The organism is Salinispirillum sp. LH 10-3-1 (assembly GCF_030643825.1).
Classification (GTDB): domain Bacteria; phylum Pseudomonadota; class Gammaproteobacteria; order Pseudomonadales; family Natronospirillaceae; genus Salinispirillum.
Genome location: NZ_CP101717.1, coordinates 3,048,821 through 3,064,185 on the forward strand (window position 1 = coordinate 3,048,821; position 15,365 = coordinate 3,064,185).

15 protein-coding genes are annotated in these 15,365 nt (G+C 53.4%); 5 read left to right on the forward strand and 10 right to left on the reverse strand.

Going from position 1 to position 15,365, the window contains the following annotated elements:
* Window positions 1-54 precede the first annotated feature (54 nt).
* From NFC81_RS14095 to NFC81_RS14110, 4 genes are all read right to left on the reverse strand, one after another.
* A complete protein-coding gene (locus NFC81_RS14095) occupies window positions 55-1,875 on the reverse strand; it encodes a hypothetical protein (RefSeq protein ID WP_304995109.1) in 1,821 nt (606 codons plus the stop codon).
* 390 nt (window positions 1,876-2,265) lie between these two features.
* The gene (locus NFC81_RS14100) at window positions 2,266-2,808 is read right to left on the reverse strand and encodes a DUF1566 domain-containing protein (protein ID WP_304995110.1); all 543 of its coding nucleotides are present in this window, start codon (window positions 2,806-2,808) and stop codon (window positions 2,266-2,268) included.
* A 299-nt stretch (window positions 2,809-3,107) separates the two neighbouring features.
* Complete coding sequence (locus NFC81_RS14105; RefSeq protein ID WP_304995111.1) at window positions 3,108-3,854, reverse strand: SDR family oxidoreductase; 747 nt, start codon at window positions 3,852-3,854, stop codon at window positions 3,108-3,110.
* Entirely contained in the window at window positions 3,851-4,789 is a 939-nt protein-coding gene (locus NFC81_RS14110) for a LysR family transcriptional regulator (protein WP_304995112.1), read from the reverse strand. The genes NFC81_RS14105 and NFC81_RS14110 overlap by 4 nt, the downstream gene beginning before the upstream one ends.
* A 228-nt stretch (window positions 4,790-5,017) precedes the next feature.
* Here NFC81_RS14110 and NFC81_RS14115 point away from each other — a divergent pair, with 228 nt between their 5' ends.
* From NFC81_RS14115 to modC, 5 genes are all read left to right on the forward strand, one after another.
* Window positions 5,018-6,664: an alpha-glucosidase gene (locus NFC81_RS14115; RefSeq protein ID WP_304995113.1), complete on the forward strand. Its 1,647-nt coding sequence runs from the start codon at window positions 5,018-5,020 to the stop codon at window positions 6,662-6,664.
* The gene (locus NFC81_RS14120) at window positions 6,664-8,349 is read left to right on the forward strand and encodes an alpha-glucosidase (protein WP_304995114.1); all 1,686 of its coding nucleotides are present in this window, start codon (window positions 6,664-6,666) and stop codon (window positions 8,347-8,349) included. Before NFC81_RS14115 ends, NFC81_RS14120 begins: the two co-directional genes overlap by 1 nt.
* Before the next feature lie 45 nt (window positions 8,350-8,394).
* Complete coding sequence (modA, locus tag NFC81_RS14125; protein WP_304995115.1) at window positions 8,395-9,183, forward strand: molybdate ABC transporter substrate-binding protein; 789 nt, start codon at window positions 8,395-8,397, stop codon at window positions 9,181-9,183.
* Between the two features lie 111 nt (window positions 9,184-9,294).
* On the forward strand, window positions 9,295-9,981 hold the full coding sequence (modB, locus tag NFC81_RS14130) for a molybdate ABC transporter permease subunit (RefSeq protein WP_304995116.1): 687 nt from the start codon (window positions 9,295-9,297) through the stop codon (window positions 9,979-9,981).
* Entirely contained in the window at window positions 9,978-11,081 is a 1,104-nt protein-coding gene (modC, locus tag NFC81_RS14135; RefSeq protein WP_304995117.1) for a molybdenum ABC transporter ATP-binding protein, read from the forward strand. The genes modB and modC overlap by 4 nt, the downstream gene beginning before the upstream one ends.
* Before the next feature lie 85 nt (window positions 11,082-11,166).
* On the opposite strand, the gene NFC81_RS14140 is transcribed toward modC, so the two are convergent.
* The 6 genes from NFC81_RS14140 to NFC81_RS14165 form a co-directional block, all read right to left on the reverse strand.
* Window positions 11,167-11,793, reverse strand: coding sequence for a peroxiredoxin (locus NFC81_RS14140; protein ID WP_304995118.1), 627 nt, complete (start codon window positions 11,791-11,793; stop codon window positions 11,167-11,169).
* A 154-nt stretch (window positions 11,794-11,947) separates the two neighbouring features.
* A complete protein-coding gene (gene rnk / locus NFC81_RS14145; protein ID WP_304995119.1) occupies window positions 11,948-12,361 on the reverse strand; it encodes a nucleoside diphosphate kinase regulator in 414 nt (137 codons plus the stop codon).
* Window positions 12,362-12,568: 207 nt separating this feature from the next.
* Window positions 12,569-13,471, reverse strand: coding sequence for a sterol desaturase family protein (locus tag NFC81_RS14150; RefSeq protein ID WP_304995120.1), 903 nt, complete (start codon window positions 13,469-13,471; stop codon window positions 12,569-12,571).
* A 63-nt stretch (window positions 13,472-13,534) separates the two neighbouring features.
* Complete coding sequence (locus NFC81_RS14155) at window positions 13,535-13,921, reverse strand: MerR family transcriptional regulator (protein ID WP_304995121.1); 387 nt, start codon at window positions 13,919-13,921, stop codon at window positions 13,535-13,537.
* Window positions 13,922-14,040: 119 nt separating this feature from the next.
* Window positions 14,041-14,451, reverse strand: a complete 411-nt coding sequence (locus NFC81_RS14160) for a DCC1-like thiol-disulfide oxidoreductase family protein (RefSeq protein WP_304995122.1) — start codon at window positions 14,449-14,451, stop codon at window positions 14,041-14,043.
* A gap of 451 nt (window positions 14,452-14,902) precedes the next feature.
* Window positions 14,903-15,310, reverse strand: a complete 408-nt coding sequence (locus NFC81_RS14165; protein ID WP_304995123.1) for a cytidine deaminase — start codon at window positions 15,308-15,310, stop codon at window positions 14,903-14,905.
* Between the last annotated feature and the right edge of the window lie 55 nt (window positions 15,311-15,365).

A 15,365-nucleotide genomic window follows, 5' to 3' on the forward strand; every position in this document is an offset into this window, starting at 1 on the left:
GCGACTACATTTTGTAGCGCCGCTGAAAACTTCTTTAACATTTGAAACTACAGCTTAGAAATCATCGCAGACAGGCGGCCCAAAGTGAGATGGTTCGTCGCAATCGTCTCCAGGGTCAGTCGGACCGCCGGGGCCACTGCCGCCGCCAGAAGCTGTGCACGTTACTGCAATTGTGACATTGCCATTCACTGTTCCTAGTCCATTACCTTCAATCGTGCACGTATAGCCTTCTGGGTCTGCGATCACACGAACATCAAACATCTCATCGTCAAAGAAGGTGTTGGTGAACGTGTCTGTGCCCAAGCCAAAGGCTTTGTTCTCGACCAACCATCTGCCATCTTCAGGGCCGGAAGATCTCAGCGGAACCGTCGTGCCATCATTAGACAAGCCAACGACGGACACCGATAAACTACGTACGCTCCGGCACGTTATAAGTTCGCCAACGTTGATATCTTCTTCTGCAAAAGTACCCGTACGATCGCCGGTTATGCTGCAAAGCTGATTTTCCGGGCTAGCAACGATACCCAGGTCGTAGTTTTCGCCGGTGCTGAATCCAAAGATGACAAACCCATTGTCGTAAGAACCTCCTTGCGCTTCCGCGAAGGTGTTTGTGCTTCTGTCTTCTAAAATCACATTGCCGATCAAACCAAGCACTGTCCCAGACAATTTAAAAGTGGGAGCCGATTCTCCGGCACTCACCGTCACGGTAAACTCCTGTTTATCACCAGATGGCAGAGTCAAGGTAATTTTATGGTCACCAATATCACCTTCGCTCGGCATGCCAGTCAACGTTGCCTTCTGTGGCCCTAATGTCCAAAGAACATCAGTGGATCGAACGCTCCAGACTGGAACCCCTGTTGAGTCCAACGTGATTGCGTCTACCGCACCCTGATATATCGTTGTTTGCTCGTTTGTTGACGGGACAATCCTTATAATTTCGGGCCGGACTCTTGGAGGGGGTACAAACTGAAAAAAGAGAGGAGTGCAGCCTTTCTTATATACATAAACACCGTCGACAGAGTCACCGACTGCCAGATGTGGGCAGCCAGGATTAAAATTAAACGCGTATGTCTCCGTGTATGAAGTCTGATCATTTTCTGCAGGCACATAACCCTTCAGAGATGATGACAAACCATCGGCGTTATACAGTACACCCTCCGGACCGAATGTTATTGAGTACCCAAGTCCTCCAGATAATGTAAACTGGCTTTCTGAGGTCCTTTTTTCTCTTGGGTCCTGTGGAATGTTCAAGTTGTACTTGTAAATTCGAATAGGAGTACCCGAGTTCCACGCACTTGCATACAAGTGCCCTTCATGAATGGCAAGAGCGACAATCGGACCAACGACATCATTGGAAAAAAGTGCCTTACCAGAGTTAGGGTTATTTAAATCCAGCGTATATATGACATTACGTGTACCCGGCTCGTCATCTGTAAAGTATAAAGTATCACCTCTGACGACCATTGCCTGACAGCCTCGATTCGAGCCACACACATCATCCAGTACCAGCTCACTGCTGCCGATACCTCTTTGTGTCTTATATATGCCTTTATCGCCGTACGCGAAATAAATGTTGTCGTCGGAATCAATGGCGATCGCAGTCACATGCTCACTGGGCATGCCTATATCAATAGGGGTTGGCACACGTTTTTGGTATTCGACCGTTAACCAGCTTGGCAACCCTGCAGATGTTATGTTTAGGTCCGCTGCGGTGGTGGGGGCAACGGTGATATCGTATCGATACAGCTGACCGACAGCTACCTCTGTCACCGGCGTACTGGTGAATTTCTGAGATCGGTCTTTCTTTTCCTCTATACACCCCAGAAGGGCTGTAGAGAGCAATACAGCGAGGGCAACACGTATTTGGTGGGTCATTTTTTAAGGCCTAGAATGCTAATTAATACGATATAACACCGTTCAACCATTCCGGCAAGCAGTCAAAACAAGGATACTTCTTTTTCCACCCCAGAAGCATTCGCATACCTACTGCAGAGGTGTTAGCTGACGCCCACCCACCATATCGCAGTGGCATCTCTAGCCTGAACAGGAGGCAAACACAGTATCGCGCTTGATATTTCTTCCGGCTGGCGGCCACGCTGCAAATGCGTCGATTTATACGTGGTATACCGGGTTGAGATTGCGAACCGGACAGCGCATTTGTTTCGGGTGGAAGAGTCGGCTATTCGGTCAAAAAACACCGTCGAATAGCACGTAACTCTTTATTATTTTTATTAAGACGATCTGACACTCAGTATGGTGCAGGCGCTATCGAGCGTCCCGCACCAACCGCACGCGTGGCAGATAACCGTCTCCACTCGCACCACCGAGCGACCCAAGCCCGAAATACACACCCCACGCATCGGTACGACTAAAAGGGTAAGGTGTAGAGCTCCAATACCAAGCACTGGGCGTATTAGGAAACACATGAACATTAATAACCGGACTCCAGCAACGCAACTCGACGATGGTCGCTAATTCAGACTTATCCGGCAGACGCCAATCGCTGTAGCCTGCAAAGGTGGTGTTTTCTGCGCGCGCAACGGCATCGTTCCAGTTAATCGTAGTAGCCGTACCCTTGCATTGGCTTTCCACACGATCCCACGTTTGGCCTAGGCTACAACGCATCCACATCAGCCCTTCAGGGACATGAATGGCTGTGCCATTGTCGTTCAGCTGGAAATCTACCGAAGGCGTGGTGGACTGCACCGCCACATTTTCATTACCACCGTTACAAAAGGTCGCTGCTTCTGCCACCACCAACAGTGAACTAGCGATTGCAACGCTCAAAGGAAATGCTTTTTTAACCACGTGAATGATTGCTCCACTGTTAACCGTTAGCCACCAAGGAATATTGCCCGGTGCACTCTGAGGCGCATGCTGCTGGAGCTCAGAGTGCGTTTAACCTACCAGACCACGTCACATTAGGTAAGTTAACTGGTTAGCAAACGAACAACATAAACGAACTGTAGATTGTAAGCTTTTGTATACGGCAAAGTCTGGACACATCTAAAATGGTGCATCACCCATTAATATCTACGCCGCCAATATCACGCGACTCCCGCCATAGGCTCGCTGCAGTGGAACCCAATCATCCGACTCCGTCATCATCAACGCCCACCTGCCACATCAATAAACGTCGCCGTAGCATAACTGGCTTCATCAGACAGCAGCCACAGTATCGCACTGGCGACTTCTTCGGGCTGCCCGCCGCGCTGCATCGGTACGCCGACTTTTACACGGTCTACTCTATTCGGTTCGCCGCCTTGGGCGTGTATGTCAGTATAGATAATGCCCGGTCTGACGCCGTTCACGCGGATGCCTTCGGTAGCGACTTCACGTGCTACGCCAAGGGTGAAGGTGTCCACTGCACCTTTGGAGGCGGCGTAGTCCACGTATTCATTGGGTGAGCCTATGAGCGCAGCGACGGACGACACATTCACAATGGCTCCGCCAGTGCCACCGTGCTTGGTGGACATGCGTTTAATGGCTTCGCGGGTACACAGCATGGTGCCGGTGACGTTGGTGGTGAATATGCGGTTGATGCGTTCGGCAGTCATGTCTTCGACACGCATTTGGGTTTCCAGCGTGCCGACGTTGTTAACCAGCGCCTCCAAGGAGCCGTCTTCTGCATCAATGTGAGCAAACAGGCGCAGCACGTCCTCTTCACGCGATACATCGGCTTGCACAGCAAAGGCTTGCCCACCGGCTTGTTGAATCTGCGCCACCACGGATTCTGCGGCGGTGGCATTTGCTCGATAGTTCACCGCCACACGGTAGCCACGTTGCGCGGCCAAAATGGCCGTGGCCGCGCCGATGCCTCGGCTAGCGCCGGTTACCAACAGTATTTTGTTCATAGCGTCACCTGCGAAATAAAGGGCGCCGATGCCACATGCTGCTGAATCAGGCGCGTGATGTGTTGAATATGCTCGTCGTCGGCGCGTTCCGCCAACACATACAGCCCGACCGTGTGTGGGCCTTGCGGTTCCTCTATGGGTAAAGGTAGCACGCCTTGCTGAGCAAAATAGTCGGCCAGTACGTTGGTGTAGGTCATTACGGCGTCGCTGTCACGCAGGATGTCGAGCCCGGCGGTCATGGAGTTGGTGGCCCACACCACACGTTCAGGCACGTAATAGCGTTCACGTTGCGCTTGTTTCAGCGCTAAATTGTCGAGCACTTGGGTGTAGCGCGCTTCGTCGGGTGTAACATCCAAATGCGGGTAGGCGAGCAAGTCCACCAAGCTGCAACTGGATTGCGCGAGCAAGGGGTGCCCGGCACGCACGTAACAGCCGTCGAAGGCTTGAAACAGCGGGTTGAAAACCGCGCCTGCCCGTTCGTTCAGGCCGACAATTTCATGCCCGATGAACAGGTCGATGTCGCCACAGAGCAATTGGTCCATGGAGCGCAAGTGGTTACCGATATCGACGTGCACGGGTGCGGTGGGATTTTCGCGCCGGTAGTCTTGCAGTAAGTCACGGAAGAACAGGTGCCACCACGCCATACCGACGCCGATGCGTAAGCCGCGTTCGCGCTTCACTTTGAGCTGGGCGAGTTTTTCCATGGCGTTGTCGTGCACGCGCTGCATGATGCGCGTTTGTTCCATCAGCAGTTCGCCGTAGGGCGTGAGCGCCATGCCTTTGGATGAGCGTACGAAGAGTTCAACCCCGAGGTTGTCTTCCAGTTTTTTGATGTTATGCGTCAGCGTGGGTTGGCTGATAAACAGGCGCGTGGCGGCGTGGCTAAGGCTGTTGAGTTCGGCGACGGTGAGAAATTGTTTTAAGAGTTTATCCATCAGCCAACTATAGATTTTATCTATAGTGAGAACAATAAAATGCATTATTTTTTGTGCTTGGGGTGCTGTAGGCTTCGCGGTAATTATGTAGGAGGCCAATTGTTCGCGCAGAGGGCTGCGCTCCTACGGGCAGAAATTTGTAGGAGGCCAGCCCTCTGGCCGAAAATCGCGGTAAGCGAGAGTTTCGCGCAGCGATGATGCGAAGCAACACACAACAGGAGATTACCCATGACCCAGCCTTGGTGGAAAGACGCCGTGGTGTACCAGATTTACCCGCGAAGCTTTAAAGACAGCAATGGCGATGGCATGGGTGATATTCCCGGCATCATCAGCAAGCTCGACTACTTAGCCACACTGGGCATCAACGTCATCTGGTTGTCGCCGGTGTTCGCGTCGCCCATGGACGACAACGGCTACGACATTTCAGACTATCAGGACATCGCCGCTGAATTCGGCACGCTGGCCGATATGGACCGTCTGATCGCCGAAGCCGACGCACGCGGCATTAAGATCATCATGGACTTAGTGGTGAACCACAGCTCCGACGAGCACCCGTGGTTTGTGGCCGCCAAGTCCGCCAAAGACAGCCCCTACCGCGACTACTACATCTGGCGGCAGCCAAAAGCCGATGGTTCGCCACCGAGCGACATGCACTCCTATTTTGGTGGCTCCATGTGGGAGTTCGACGAAGCGTCCGGCGAATACTATTTTCACCAATTCAGCAAAAAACAGCCCGACCTGAATTGGGACAACCCCGCCGTACAAACCGCCGTGCACGACATGATGAACTGGTGGCTCGACCGGGGCGTGGCAGGCTTCCGCATGGACGTGATTGATCTCGTTGGTAAAGACGTGGACGCGGGCATCATGGCCAACGGCCCGCGCTTGCATGAACTGATTCAAGCCATGAATAAAGCCACCTTCGGCCCGCGTGATGCACTCACCGTCGGCGAAGCGTGGAGCGCCACACCGGAAATCGCCAAGCTCTATTCGCACCCCGAGCGCCAAGAGCTGTCGATGGTGTTTCAGTTTGAACACATCACGCTGTCGTTCGATCCCGTACACGGCAAGTGGAAACCTCGGCCCTTCAACCTGGTTGAACTGAAAGCCGTGTTCAACAAATGGCAAACCGAGCTGGCCGGGCAAGGCTGGAATTCATTATTCTGGAACAATCACGACCTGCCACGTGCGGTGTCTAAATACGGCAACGACGGCGAGTACCGCGTGCGCTCCGCCAAATGTCTGGCCACGGCGCTGCACTTAATGCAAGGCACGCCGTACATCTATCAGGGTGAAGAACTGGGCATGACCAATGTGCAGTTTCCCCGCATTGAAGACTATCAAGACATCGAAACGCGCAACCTGTACACCGAGCGACTGGCCGACGGACACAGCGAAGCGGAGATGATGGCAGCAATTTATGCCAACAGCCGCGATAACGCGCGCACGCCAATGCAGTGGGACGACTCGGCGTATGGCGGTTTCAGTACGGCACAGCCTTGGTTGGGCGTGAACCCGAATTACCCCGAGATCAACGCGGCGCAGAATGTTGCCGACGAAGGGTCGATCTTCCATCACTACCGCCATCTGATCGCTCTGCGCAAAACGCACCCGGTCATTGTTGATGGGCAGTTTGAATTGCTGTTGCCAGAGCACGAACAGATCTTCGCGTACCTGCGTCAGCTCGACGGCAAAACGCTATTGGTGGTGAGCAATTTCTCCAATGAAGCAGCGCACGCCGAGTTGCCTGAGACCCTGCGTCAGCGTTCCGGCACCTGTTTAATCCACAATCATCAAGCCCACACAGGCACTGGCGAGCAGTTGTCGTTAGCACCGTGGGAAAGTTTTGTTTTATCGCTTGAGGAGTTAGTTTGATGTCAGCTCAACACCCCCCCACAGATACCCAAAGCCCAAGCCGCGCGTGGTGGAAAGAAGCCGTGGTGTACCAGATTTACCCGCGCAGCTTTATGGACAGCAACGGCGATGGCATTGGTGACCTCAAGGGCATCACCAGCAAGTTGGACTACCTGAATGACTTGGGTGTGAGCGTGCTGTGGCTGTGCCCGATTTTCCCGTCGCCGAACGACGACAACGGCTACGACATCAGCGACTACCAAGGCATCATGGCCGAGTTCGGCACCATGGCGGATTTCGACGAACTGTTGGCGCAGGCGCACGCGCGCGGCATCAAAATCCTGCTTGATTTGGTGATCAACCACAGCAGCGACGAACACGCGTGGTTTCAAGAGTCGCGCAGCTCGAAAGACAACCCGAAACGGGATTGGTACATCTGGCGGCCGGGCAAAAACGGCGGCCCACCAAACAACTGGGAAAGCATTTTCACCGAACCGGCGTGGGAATATGACCCGCAAACCGACGAATATTTCCTGCACGTTTTCTCGCGCAAACAGCCCGACCTGAACTGGGACAACCTCGATATGCGTGCCGCCGTGTACGACATGATTCGTTGGTGGTTGGACAAGGGCGTAGACGGTTTCCGCATTGACGCCATTACTCACATCAAAAAAACGCCCGGCATGCCTGACCTGCCAAACCCCGATGGGTTGATCGCCGTGCCATCGCACGACCATCACCGCAATATCGAGGGTATTCAGGAATACATCACCGACCTGTGCGACAACACCTTTGCGCACTACGACATCATGACCGTGGGTGAAGCGAACGGCGTTACCGTCGATGAAGCGCCACTGTGGGTGGGCGAAGATCAGAAGAAATTCAACATGTTGTTTCAGTTCGAGCAACTGAACCTCTGGGGCTCGGATGTCGACAGTGGCCTTAAATTACCCGCCCTCAAGAAAACGCTGACGCGCTGGCAGAAAGGTTTAGAAGGCCAAGGCTGGAACGCACTCTTTGTTGAAAACCACGACATTGCCCGCATCGTATCGACCTGGGGCGATGATAAAGCCTATCGCTACGAAAGCAGCACAGCACTGGCAACCATGTACTTCCTGATGCAGGGCACGCCCTTTATTTATCAAGGGCAAGAACTGGGGATGACCAACTTCCCATTCGAGCACCTGCAGCAGTTCGACGACGTTGCAGTACGCAACCTCACCGCCAAACAGCGGGCACACGGCTGGACCGATCACGACATTCTGCACAGCATCAAAGACAGTGCGCGTGATAACTCACGTACCCCGATGCAGTGGGATGACTCGCCAAATGCTGGTTTCACTACTGGCACGCCATGGTTGGCCGTAAACCCGAACCACACCACCATCAACGCCGCCCAGCAGCAGAATGATCCGAACTCCGTTTTGAGTTATTTCAAACAGATGATTCATTTACGCAAAGAGCATGAAATTTTGGTCTATGGCACATACGACTTGGTTCTCGGGGAACACGAACAGGTGTATGCCTATACGCGCACGTTGAACGGCAATACGCTTTGGGTGGTGTGCAACCTGAGTGGTGAAGCGGCTCATTTGGGCACGGTGGAAGGCAACGACTGGGAAGACCGGTCACTGTTGCTCGGAAACTACACCACACAAGGGCAGGCCGCTGTGTTGCGCCCATGGGAAGCACGCGTGCTGGCCTGACACTTTTGTGGCAGAATCAGGCTCTAACTCGTTAGAGCCTTTTTCATGCCGTTACTGCGCCTTTTACGACGTCTATCCCAACACTTAAACCCTGTGCTGTTCGCGCTGATGGTCTTGGTGTTTGCTTTACCATCGCACGCCAGCGCCGCGGTGCGTATCGCAGCCGCTTCCGACCTGCGTTATGCCCTAGACGACATCATTGCGCTGTATCGTGCGGCACACCCCAACGCCGACATTGAGGTGGTTTACGGATCGTCCGGCCGCATGTCCACACAGATCCTCAACGGCGCACCCTACGATATCTTTTTCTCCGCCGACATTGCCTTTCCCGAGCGCTTGCACGCCGCTGGCATGACAGCCACCGAGCCCGCAGTCTATGCACTGGGTCGAATCGTCCTCTGGAGCAATACGCTGGATGCCGCCAGCCTGACCTTAGAAGACCTATCGTCTGATAGCATTCGGCGCATCGCCATCGCTCAACCCGCGCATGCGCCCTACGGTTTGCGTGCGCAAGAAGCCTTGCAAGCCACCGGTGTATGGGAAGCCGTGCAAAGCAAGCTGGTGTTTGGCGAAAACATTGCGCACGCGGCGCAGATGACTGAATCTGGGGCTGCTCAAGTGGGCATTATTGCGTTGTCACTGGCCAAGTTTCCGACGCTTGCTGAGCACGGATACCATTTGATTGATGAGGCGCTGCACAATCCCCTGACGCAAGGCTATGTGGTGACGCGGCGCGGTGGCAGCAAGCCAGAAGCACTGGCGTTCGCCGATTTTATGACAACCCCGGAAGCGCATGAGGTTATGCTGCGTTACGGTTTTGTGTTGCCCAATTAAACCCAGCACGAATTTCGCGCAGAGGGCTGCGCTCCTACAATAGTGTATCGTCGACGCATCACAACCCGTAGGAGGTCAGCCCCCTGACCGAACATTAACTAGGACAACGCTATGCTCACGCTCGGACCCGCAGAGTGGCAAGCCTTTCAGGTCACTTTTAAGCTCTGCTTTTACACCACGCTGATCTTGCTGGTGCTGGCTACACCGCTGGCGTGGTGGTTGGCGCAAGGGCGGTCGCTGGCGCGTACCGTGGTGCAAGCCATTGTCGCCTTGCCTTTGGTGTTACCGCCAACGGTACTGGGGTTCTATTTACTGATCGTGCTTGGCCCGCGTGGCTTTATTGGCAGCACCTTAGAAAGCCTTGGTCTGCACCATCTGGCCTTCACCTTTGAGGGCATTCTTATCGCCTCGGTTATTTATTCCATGCCCTTTGCTGTGCAACCACTCACTCAGGCTTTTAACAATTTAGGTCGGCGCCCGGTGGAAGTCGCCAGCAGCTTGGGCGCGGGTGCGGTTGACCGCTTTTTTAGTGTGATCTTTCCTCTGACGCGCGGCGGCTTTATCGTGGCCGCCACCCTAACCTTCGCCCACACACTGGGGGAATTCGGCGTAATTCTGATGCTTGGCGGCAGCATTCCCGGCGAAACCAAGGTGTTGTCGGTGCTCATTTACGATCACACCGAAGGCATGAACTACGCCGCTGCGCACAGCCTGTCGCTGATGCTGTTGCTGTTCGCCTTTATCACCCTCTTTGTTGTGTACAGCATCAACCGTCGCTTCGAAGTGGTGAAGCTATGACGAGTGAAGCCATGACGAGCCAAGCGATGACCCTGCGCATCAAAGCTCAATTGCGCTACGGTGATGATTTCGAGCTGCACGTCGACGACGAGCTACCCTTGCACGGCGTTACGGCTTTGTTTGGTCGTTCCGGTTGCGGCAAAACCACGCTGTTGCGCATCATCGCCGGACTGGAGCGTGTGTCCGGTGCGGCAGTGCGTTTTGGTGACCAACCTTGGCAACAAGAACACGCCTTTGTACCCTTGCACAAGCGACGCATCGGCCTCGTTTTCCAAGAACACAGCCTGCTGCCGCATCTGTCCGTGCGCGATAATCTGCTGTATGGCTACCGCCGCACGCCTGAGCACCTGCGCCGATTGCAACCACCCGAAGTAACCGCCATGTTAGGCATAGACGACCTGCTCGACCGCCGTATTGACCAACTGTCTGGCGGCCAGCGGCAGCGCGTTTCACTCGGCCGTGCCCTGCTGATCAGCCCACAACTGCTGCTGTTGGACGAACCCTTAGCAGCGCTGGACACGCAAACCAAGCGCGAGATCATGCCGTTCCTGTCACGCATGGCCGAGGAATCTGGCGTGCCCATCATCATGGTCAGCCACGCGCCGGACGAAGTTGAACGATTGGCCGACCGCATAGCCTTTATGCAGCAGGGCCGGATTCAGCGCATTGAAACGTTGCAACAGGCGTTGGCTCGGCCGGACTCACCGTTGTTCGACGATACCGGCGCGGTGTCGGTGTTAGAAGGCACGTTAGGAGAAGCGGGTATTGATGGCGTAAGCCCTTTTGGTCCTGACGACGCGCGGCTGTGGGTACCTAATGCCACCCATCTTTCTCGCCAGCGCACCACGCGACTGCGCGTACTGGCGCGCGATGTCAGTTTGTCGCTCGACTTTCCACGCCGCATCAGCATTCAGAACCACTTACCCGTGGTCATCGAACGGATTGACACAATGCACAACAACCGCGTCGTTATTGCCTGCCGCACCGCCGACCAGCAATTATTGCTGGCAGAAGTCACTCCTCGGGCGGTCAGCCAACTGGCGTTAGCCGTGGGGCAACCGGTCTATGCGCTGATCAAATCGGTAGCCTTGTTGGAATAAGGCGAGCACTGAGTAGTACGTGTCGTTTTGGAACTAGAAGATACTATCGATAAGCCGAGTGCTGTGCACTCGGCTAAGCCTATTATTAGACTTTGGTTAAGCGTAAATAAGAGCGCACTTCGTTCCAACCTTGCGGGAAGATGTCTTTCGCTTCTTCATTGCTTATCGATGGTGGAATGATTACGTCGTCTCCAGGGCGCCAGTCAGCAGGCGTCGCTATTCGTTTGGCATCTCCCAGTTGCAACGCATCAATCACGCGCAAAATCTCGTCAAAATTACGGCCTACCGACATTGGATAAGTCATGGTCAGGCGAATTTTCTTATTCGAGTCAATAATGAAAACACTGCGCACGGCGGCCGTCTCACTTTCACCGGGGTGGATCATATCGTACAGCTCAGCGATACTTCGATCAGCATCAGCCACAATAGGGAAGTCCAGCGTGGTGTTCTGTGTATCATTCACATCAGAAATCCATTTATTGTGCTCTTCGACGGTATCCGTCGACAAACCCAAAGGCTTAACATTGCGCGCTGTAAACTGCTCAGCGAGCTGCGCAGTCCGGCCCATCTCCGTTGTACATACTGGCGTAAAGTCAGCTGGGTGACTGAAGAAGAACGCCCAAGAATTTCCTAGCCAGTCATGGAAATTAATTTCTCCTTTGGTCGTTGCAATGGTGAAGTTGGGTGCGGTATCACCTAAACGTAATGACATAGTACTTTCCTCTCATCTTCTGATGGTGCTGCACTGCAGCGATGGACACACTATATTAGAATTTTAATTATTAGTTTATATTAATATATCTATTCGTTCAGTAGTGAAAGGCTATTGCCATTGAAAAATTCATAGTTAGTTTTGAAGGCAGGGCTTACCGAAAGTACTCGCCCGCACGCTCGGGCTGGTACAGCACCTCTTCAATACGCACATTGAGAACCTTACCGCCAGACTTTGGCCATTCAATCTGGTCGCCTTGCGACAAGCCCAATAAAGCACTGCCTACGGGTGCCAGTATGGAAATCTTGTCACCGTTCGAGTCCATATCTTTGGGATAAACCAAGGTCCGGCTAAATTCCTCGTTCGAGGACTCAACACGGAAACGTACTGTTGAGTTCATGGACACCACCGTTGGCGGCACGTCCTGAGGTGCAACAAAGGATGCTCGATCCAGCTCTGCTTCAAGTTCATCCTTACCCGGAAACGCGTTGTCGGGTAAGGACTCCAGCAGAGCATAAAGCCGATCTGCGTCCAGCGTTGATACGATAACTTGCGGTCTAGCGCTCATATGGGCTCCCCCTTACTGTATTGATGCAAAACCATCACGCCGGGCAGGCGAATGTCGACCCGCCCACCTTTGGGCATAAAAAAAGGCCTCTTCTGCAGAGGCCTTAGTAAGATCATATACCGACAAAAATAAAGCGCAAGGTATGTCGCTGCTATCGCAGGTTTCAGGCTCTAGCAACGCCCGTGCATAGCCCTCCCTACCACTCTTTTACCGTCGGCAGCAAAACGCCGTCAGTTGTTGATAATATGAGCCATTGACCGGGTACTGTTGCGCACTGCTGGCGAAAAGACCCATCACTTCCGGCTCATTGCCGTTTTTCTCGTATTTGAAGGTGCCAAATACCCAGTCCCAAACAATCAGTGCATTGCCGTAATTGCAGTTCGCCTCGGTTACATTGCTGGAATGGTGCCATCGGTGTACTTCGTTCGTGCTGAACAGATAATTCAGCACACCGTGTCGCAGATTCAGATTGGCGTGTTGCAGCATCAGTATGGGCTGGGTCAATGCCAAGTACGCAAGCAAGCCTTCGGCAGGCAAGCCCAGCAATACCCAAGGCAGCACGCTGACCGCAAAGTTCAAGGCGTAATTAAGCGGATGAAACCTTAGGTTATTAAAGGCATAGAGGCGCTGACTGCTGTGGTGCAGCGCGTGTAACCACCACAGACGGGTAATTTGGTGGTGTAGTCTGTGCGCCCAGTAGCGCCCGAATTCAATACTGAGCAACACCAGTGTTGCCTGCAGCCATAGCGGCAGAGGTGCGACCCAAATGTCGTAAAGGTTAGCACTGGGAAAAGCACTGTAGAGCACCACGACTAACACCGGTGCACTGAATTTCAGTAGCGGATCGGCAAGGCCCGCCAGCATCACAGCACTGCTGGCGTCAGTCACAATATCACCTTTGCTCTGATTCCAGTCGCGCCGGAAAGGAAGCCAACGCTCAAGCAATAAAGCGGTAATCAGCGATAGTACGGTGATCGCCAGCACCACCATTTCGGTATCCCAACCATGATTGAGAGCATAGACATAACTGAACAGACTGACACTCAGCAACAGCGGAAACAGCAGCCACTGCACGGCCACTTGGAGCGGAGAAAGAGTTTGAAGCGTCATTGCATAAACCTCACTTGGAAATAACAGAGAGATTCAGGCTACACCTTGCCCCTAGGGTTAAAGTCAAGCAGGGTAAAGAGGCTTTTTACAATGCGGATCTTGCTGCAGACATCGCTCTATGGTGCGACGGTGCTCGGCCAGCGCTTGATTCTGCTGCGCCAGCGTTGCCATTTGCTGGTTCAACGCAGTTTGCTTTTGTTCAATCAGGTCGAGAATGGCCTGCCAAGAAGGTTCCCCACCTGCCTGTTGCTGCAAGGCGGTTTGAATTTCCGTAAGCCGGTAACCAAGATTTTGCACGGTTTTAATAAATCGTACGCGGTGCAGGGTAGCTTGATCGTACACTCGATACTTGCCTTGGCGGCGCACAGGGCCCAGCAAGCCCAAGCTTTCATAATGGCGCAGTGCTTTGGTAGAAACGCCGCACCGTTTTGCCAGTTCACCAATAAACATGGTTTAGCAGCTCCGCAATTCGCTATAAGACAACTTGAGTGACCAGTGCAATGGCCTCCTCAGTCAGGACACCGCCAACGCTGCCCATACCATACCGCCAACCACCTCAGATTTCGTTGTTAGAAACGATCGTTACCGCCCATTCCTAAGTTATTGATCTTCGTCTTTCCTAGGATCTTCAGCAACAGATTACGGCAAGCACGCAGTACCGGATAGAGCACTCTGGCTAGGGTTCGGGAGCGAAACGACCAATAGGCCAAGCGGTTAAAGAGCCCTTTGTTGGTCCCCATCAGGGCCAGCACGTTGATGGCATCCGACCCGTAGTAAAGCTCGCTGCCGACCTTAACCACCATACCCTGGTCGATATCCAAACCCCGCGCCGTAATTTCATCCATCACCGGACCGCCTTCACGTGCATCGACGAGCACAACGCGGCCCACCGACTCTTTAATACACACCATGTTGCAGTAGTAGTCACAAGCTGGACACTGCTTGTCATAGACCACCAGTACTTCACCGACGTTATTCATGGCAGGCGCGCGAAAAAAGACATTACTTGATTAAACATATTCCAGACATTCCCGTGGCACCCAGCCGGAGCCCTTAGTTTTATGCTCCACCCAGCACCATTGGCAGTGCTCATAGCTAACGCTGAGGTGCTCACCTGAGTCTACATCCACTTCACTCGCTGAGTAGCACTTCACCGCGACACCACTAGCACCATCGTTGTTTAGCTTAATGTATTCGAGCGGAGCCCAACCGACAACGCCTCGTTGATCGGTAACACGCACCCACCCCGGATACTCAGTATCCCTCTCGCCTAGAAGCAACCTGTCACCGGCTACAAAACTGACCGGATTTGGGTAATTTGATTGGTGTCTCTGCACCACTACCGCTTCAAACATTTGCATAACGCCCCAAACAACGGATTATTTGTGCTTTGAACACGGCGCAGCAACATTTCCCGGTAGGCCTAGATTGCTAAAGCCGCTTTCCGTTCACTATAGACCAATGATAGGGCATCAGCTCTCGCAGCTCCTTAAACAACAGTGTGTTCTCGGGGGTGCTTACCGCCACCTGCACATCGCCACCCCAATGAGACAGTCGCTCTTGGCATATACCACAAGGTGTGAGAATCAAATATTCTGCCTGTTCATTTTCCCGACAAACGCAAATTGAATGGGTAATCGCGTCGTTCAGTTTATGGGCCTCTAGGCAGGCACCTACTTCCATGCATAAAGAGAGTGCATCATTCTTAGTTTCAGGGGCCACACTGGTCAGAATTTTCCCCGACTTGGTTTTCATGGCAGCTGCACCGCCAAACCCTGACGGATAGCGCTTTTCGATCAAAGAGACTGCAACCTTGTAGAGCTCTTCTTCGGTACTCAAACTAACCTCCTCGGGCTCCAACGCCACAGTCTCTAGCAACAGCAATATTTTTCGA

Excerpts from the sequence above, each read along its gene's own strand:
- NFC81_RS14110 (WP_304995112.1), bottom strand. The coding sequence starts at position 4,789 with ATGGATAAACTCTTAAAACAATTTCTCACCGTCGCCGAACTCAACAGC.
- NFC81_RS14140 (WP_304995118.1), bottom strand. The coding sequence starts at position 11,793 with ATGTCATTACGTTTAGGTGATACCGCACCCAACTTCACCATTGCAACG.
- NFC81_RS14115 (WP_304995113.1), top strand. The coding sequence starts at position 5,018 with ATGACCCAGCCTTGGTGGAAAGACGCCGTGGTGTACCAGATTTACCCG.
- NFC81_RS14150 (WP_304995120.1), bottom strand. The coding sequence starts at position 13,471 with ATGACGCTTCAAACTCTTTCTCCGCTCCAAGTGGCCGTGCAGTGGCTG.
- rnk (WP_304995119.1), bottom strand. The coding sequence starts at position 12,361 with ATGAGCGCTAGACCGCAAGTTATCGTATCAACGCTGGACGCAGATCGG.
- NFC81_RS14160 (WP_304995122.1), bottom strand. The coding sequence starts at position 14,451 with ATGAATAACGTCGGTGAAGTACTGGTGGTCTATGACAAGCAGTGTCCA.
- NFC81_RS14095 (WP_304995109.1), bottom strand. The coding sequence starts at position 1,875 with ATGACCCACCAAATACGTGTTGCCCTCGCTGTATTGCTCTCTACAGCC.
- modB (WP_304995116.1), top strand. The coding sequence starts at position 9,295 with ATGCTCACGCTCGGACCCGCAGAGTGGCAAGCCTTTCAGGTCACTTTT.
- NFC81_RS14105 (WP_304995111.1), bottom strand. The coding sequence starts at position 3,854 with ATGAACAAAATACTGTTGGTAACCGGCGCTAGCCGAGGCATCGGCGCG.
- modA (WP_304995115.1), top strand. The coding sequence starts at position 8,395 with ATGCCGTTACTGCGCCTTTTACGACGTCTATCCCAACACTTAAACCCT.
- modC (WP_304995117.1), top strand. The coding sequence starts at position 9,978 with ATGACGAGTGAAGCCATGACGAGCCAAGCGATGACCCTGCGCATCAAA.
- NFC81_RS14155 (WP_304995121.1), bottom strand. The coding sequence starts at position 13,921 with ATGTTTATTGGTGAACTGGCAAAACGGTGCGGCGTTTCTACCAAAGCA.
- NFC81_RS14120 (WP_304995114.1), top strand. The coding sequence starts at position 6,664 with ATGTCAGCTCAACACCCCCCCACAGATACCCAAAGCCCAAGCCGCGCG.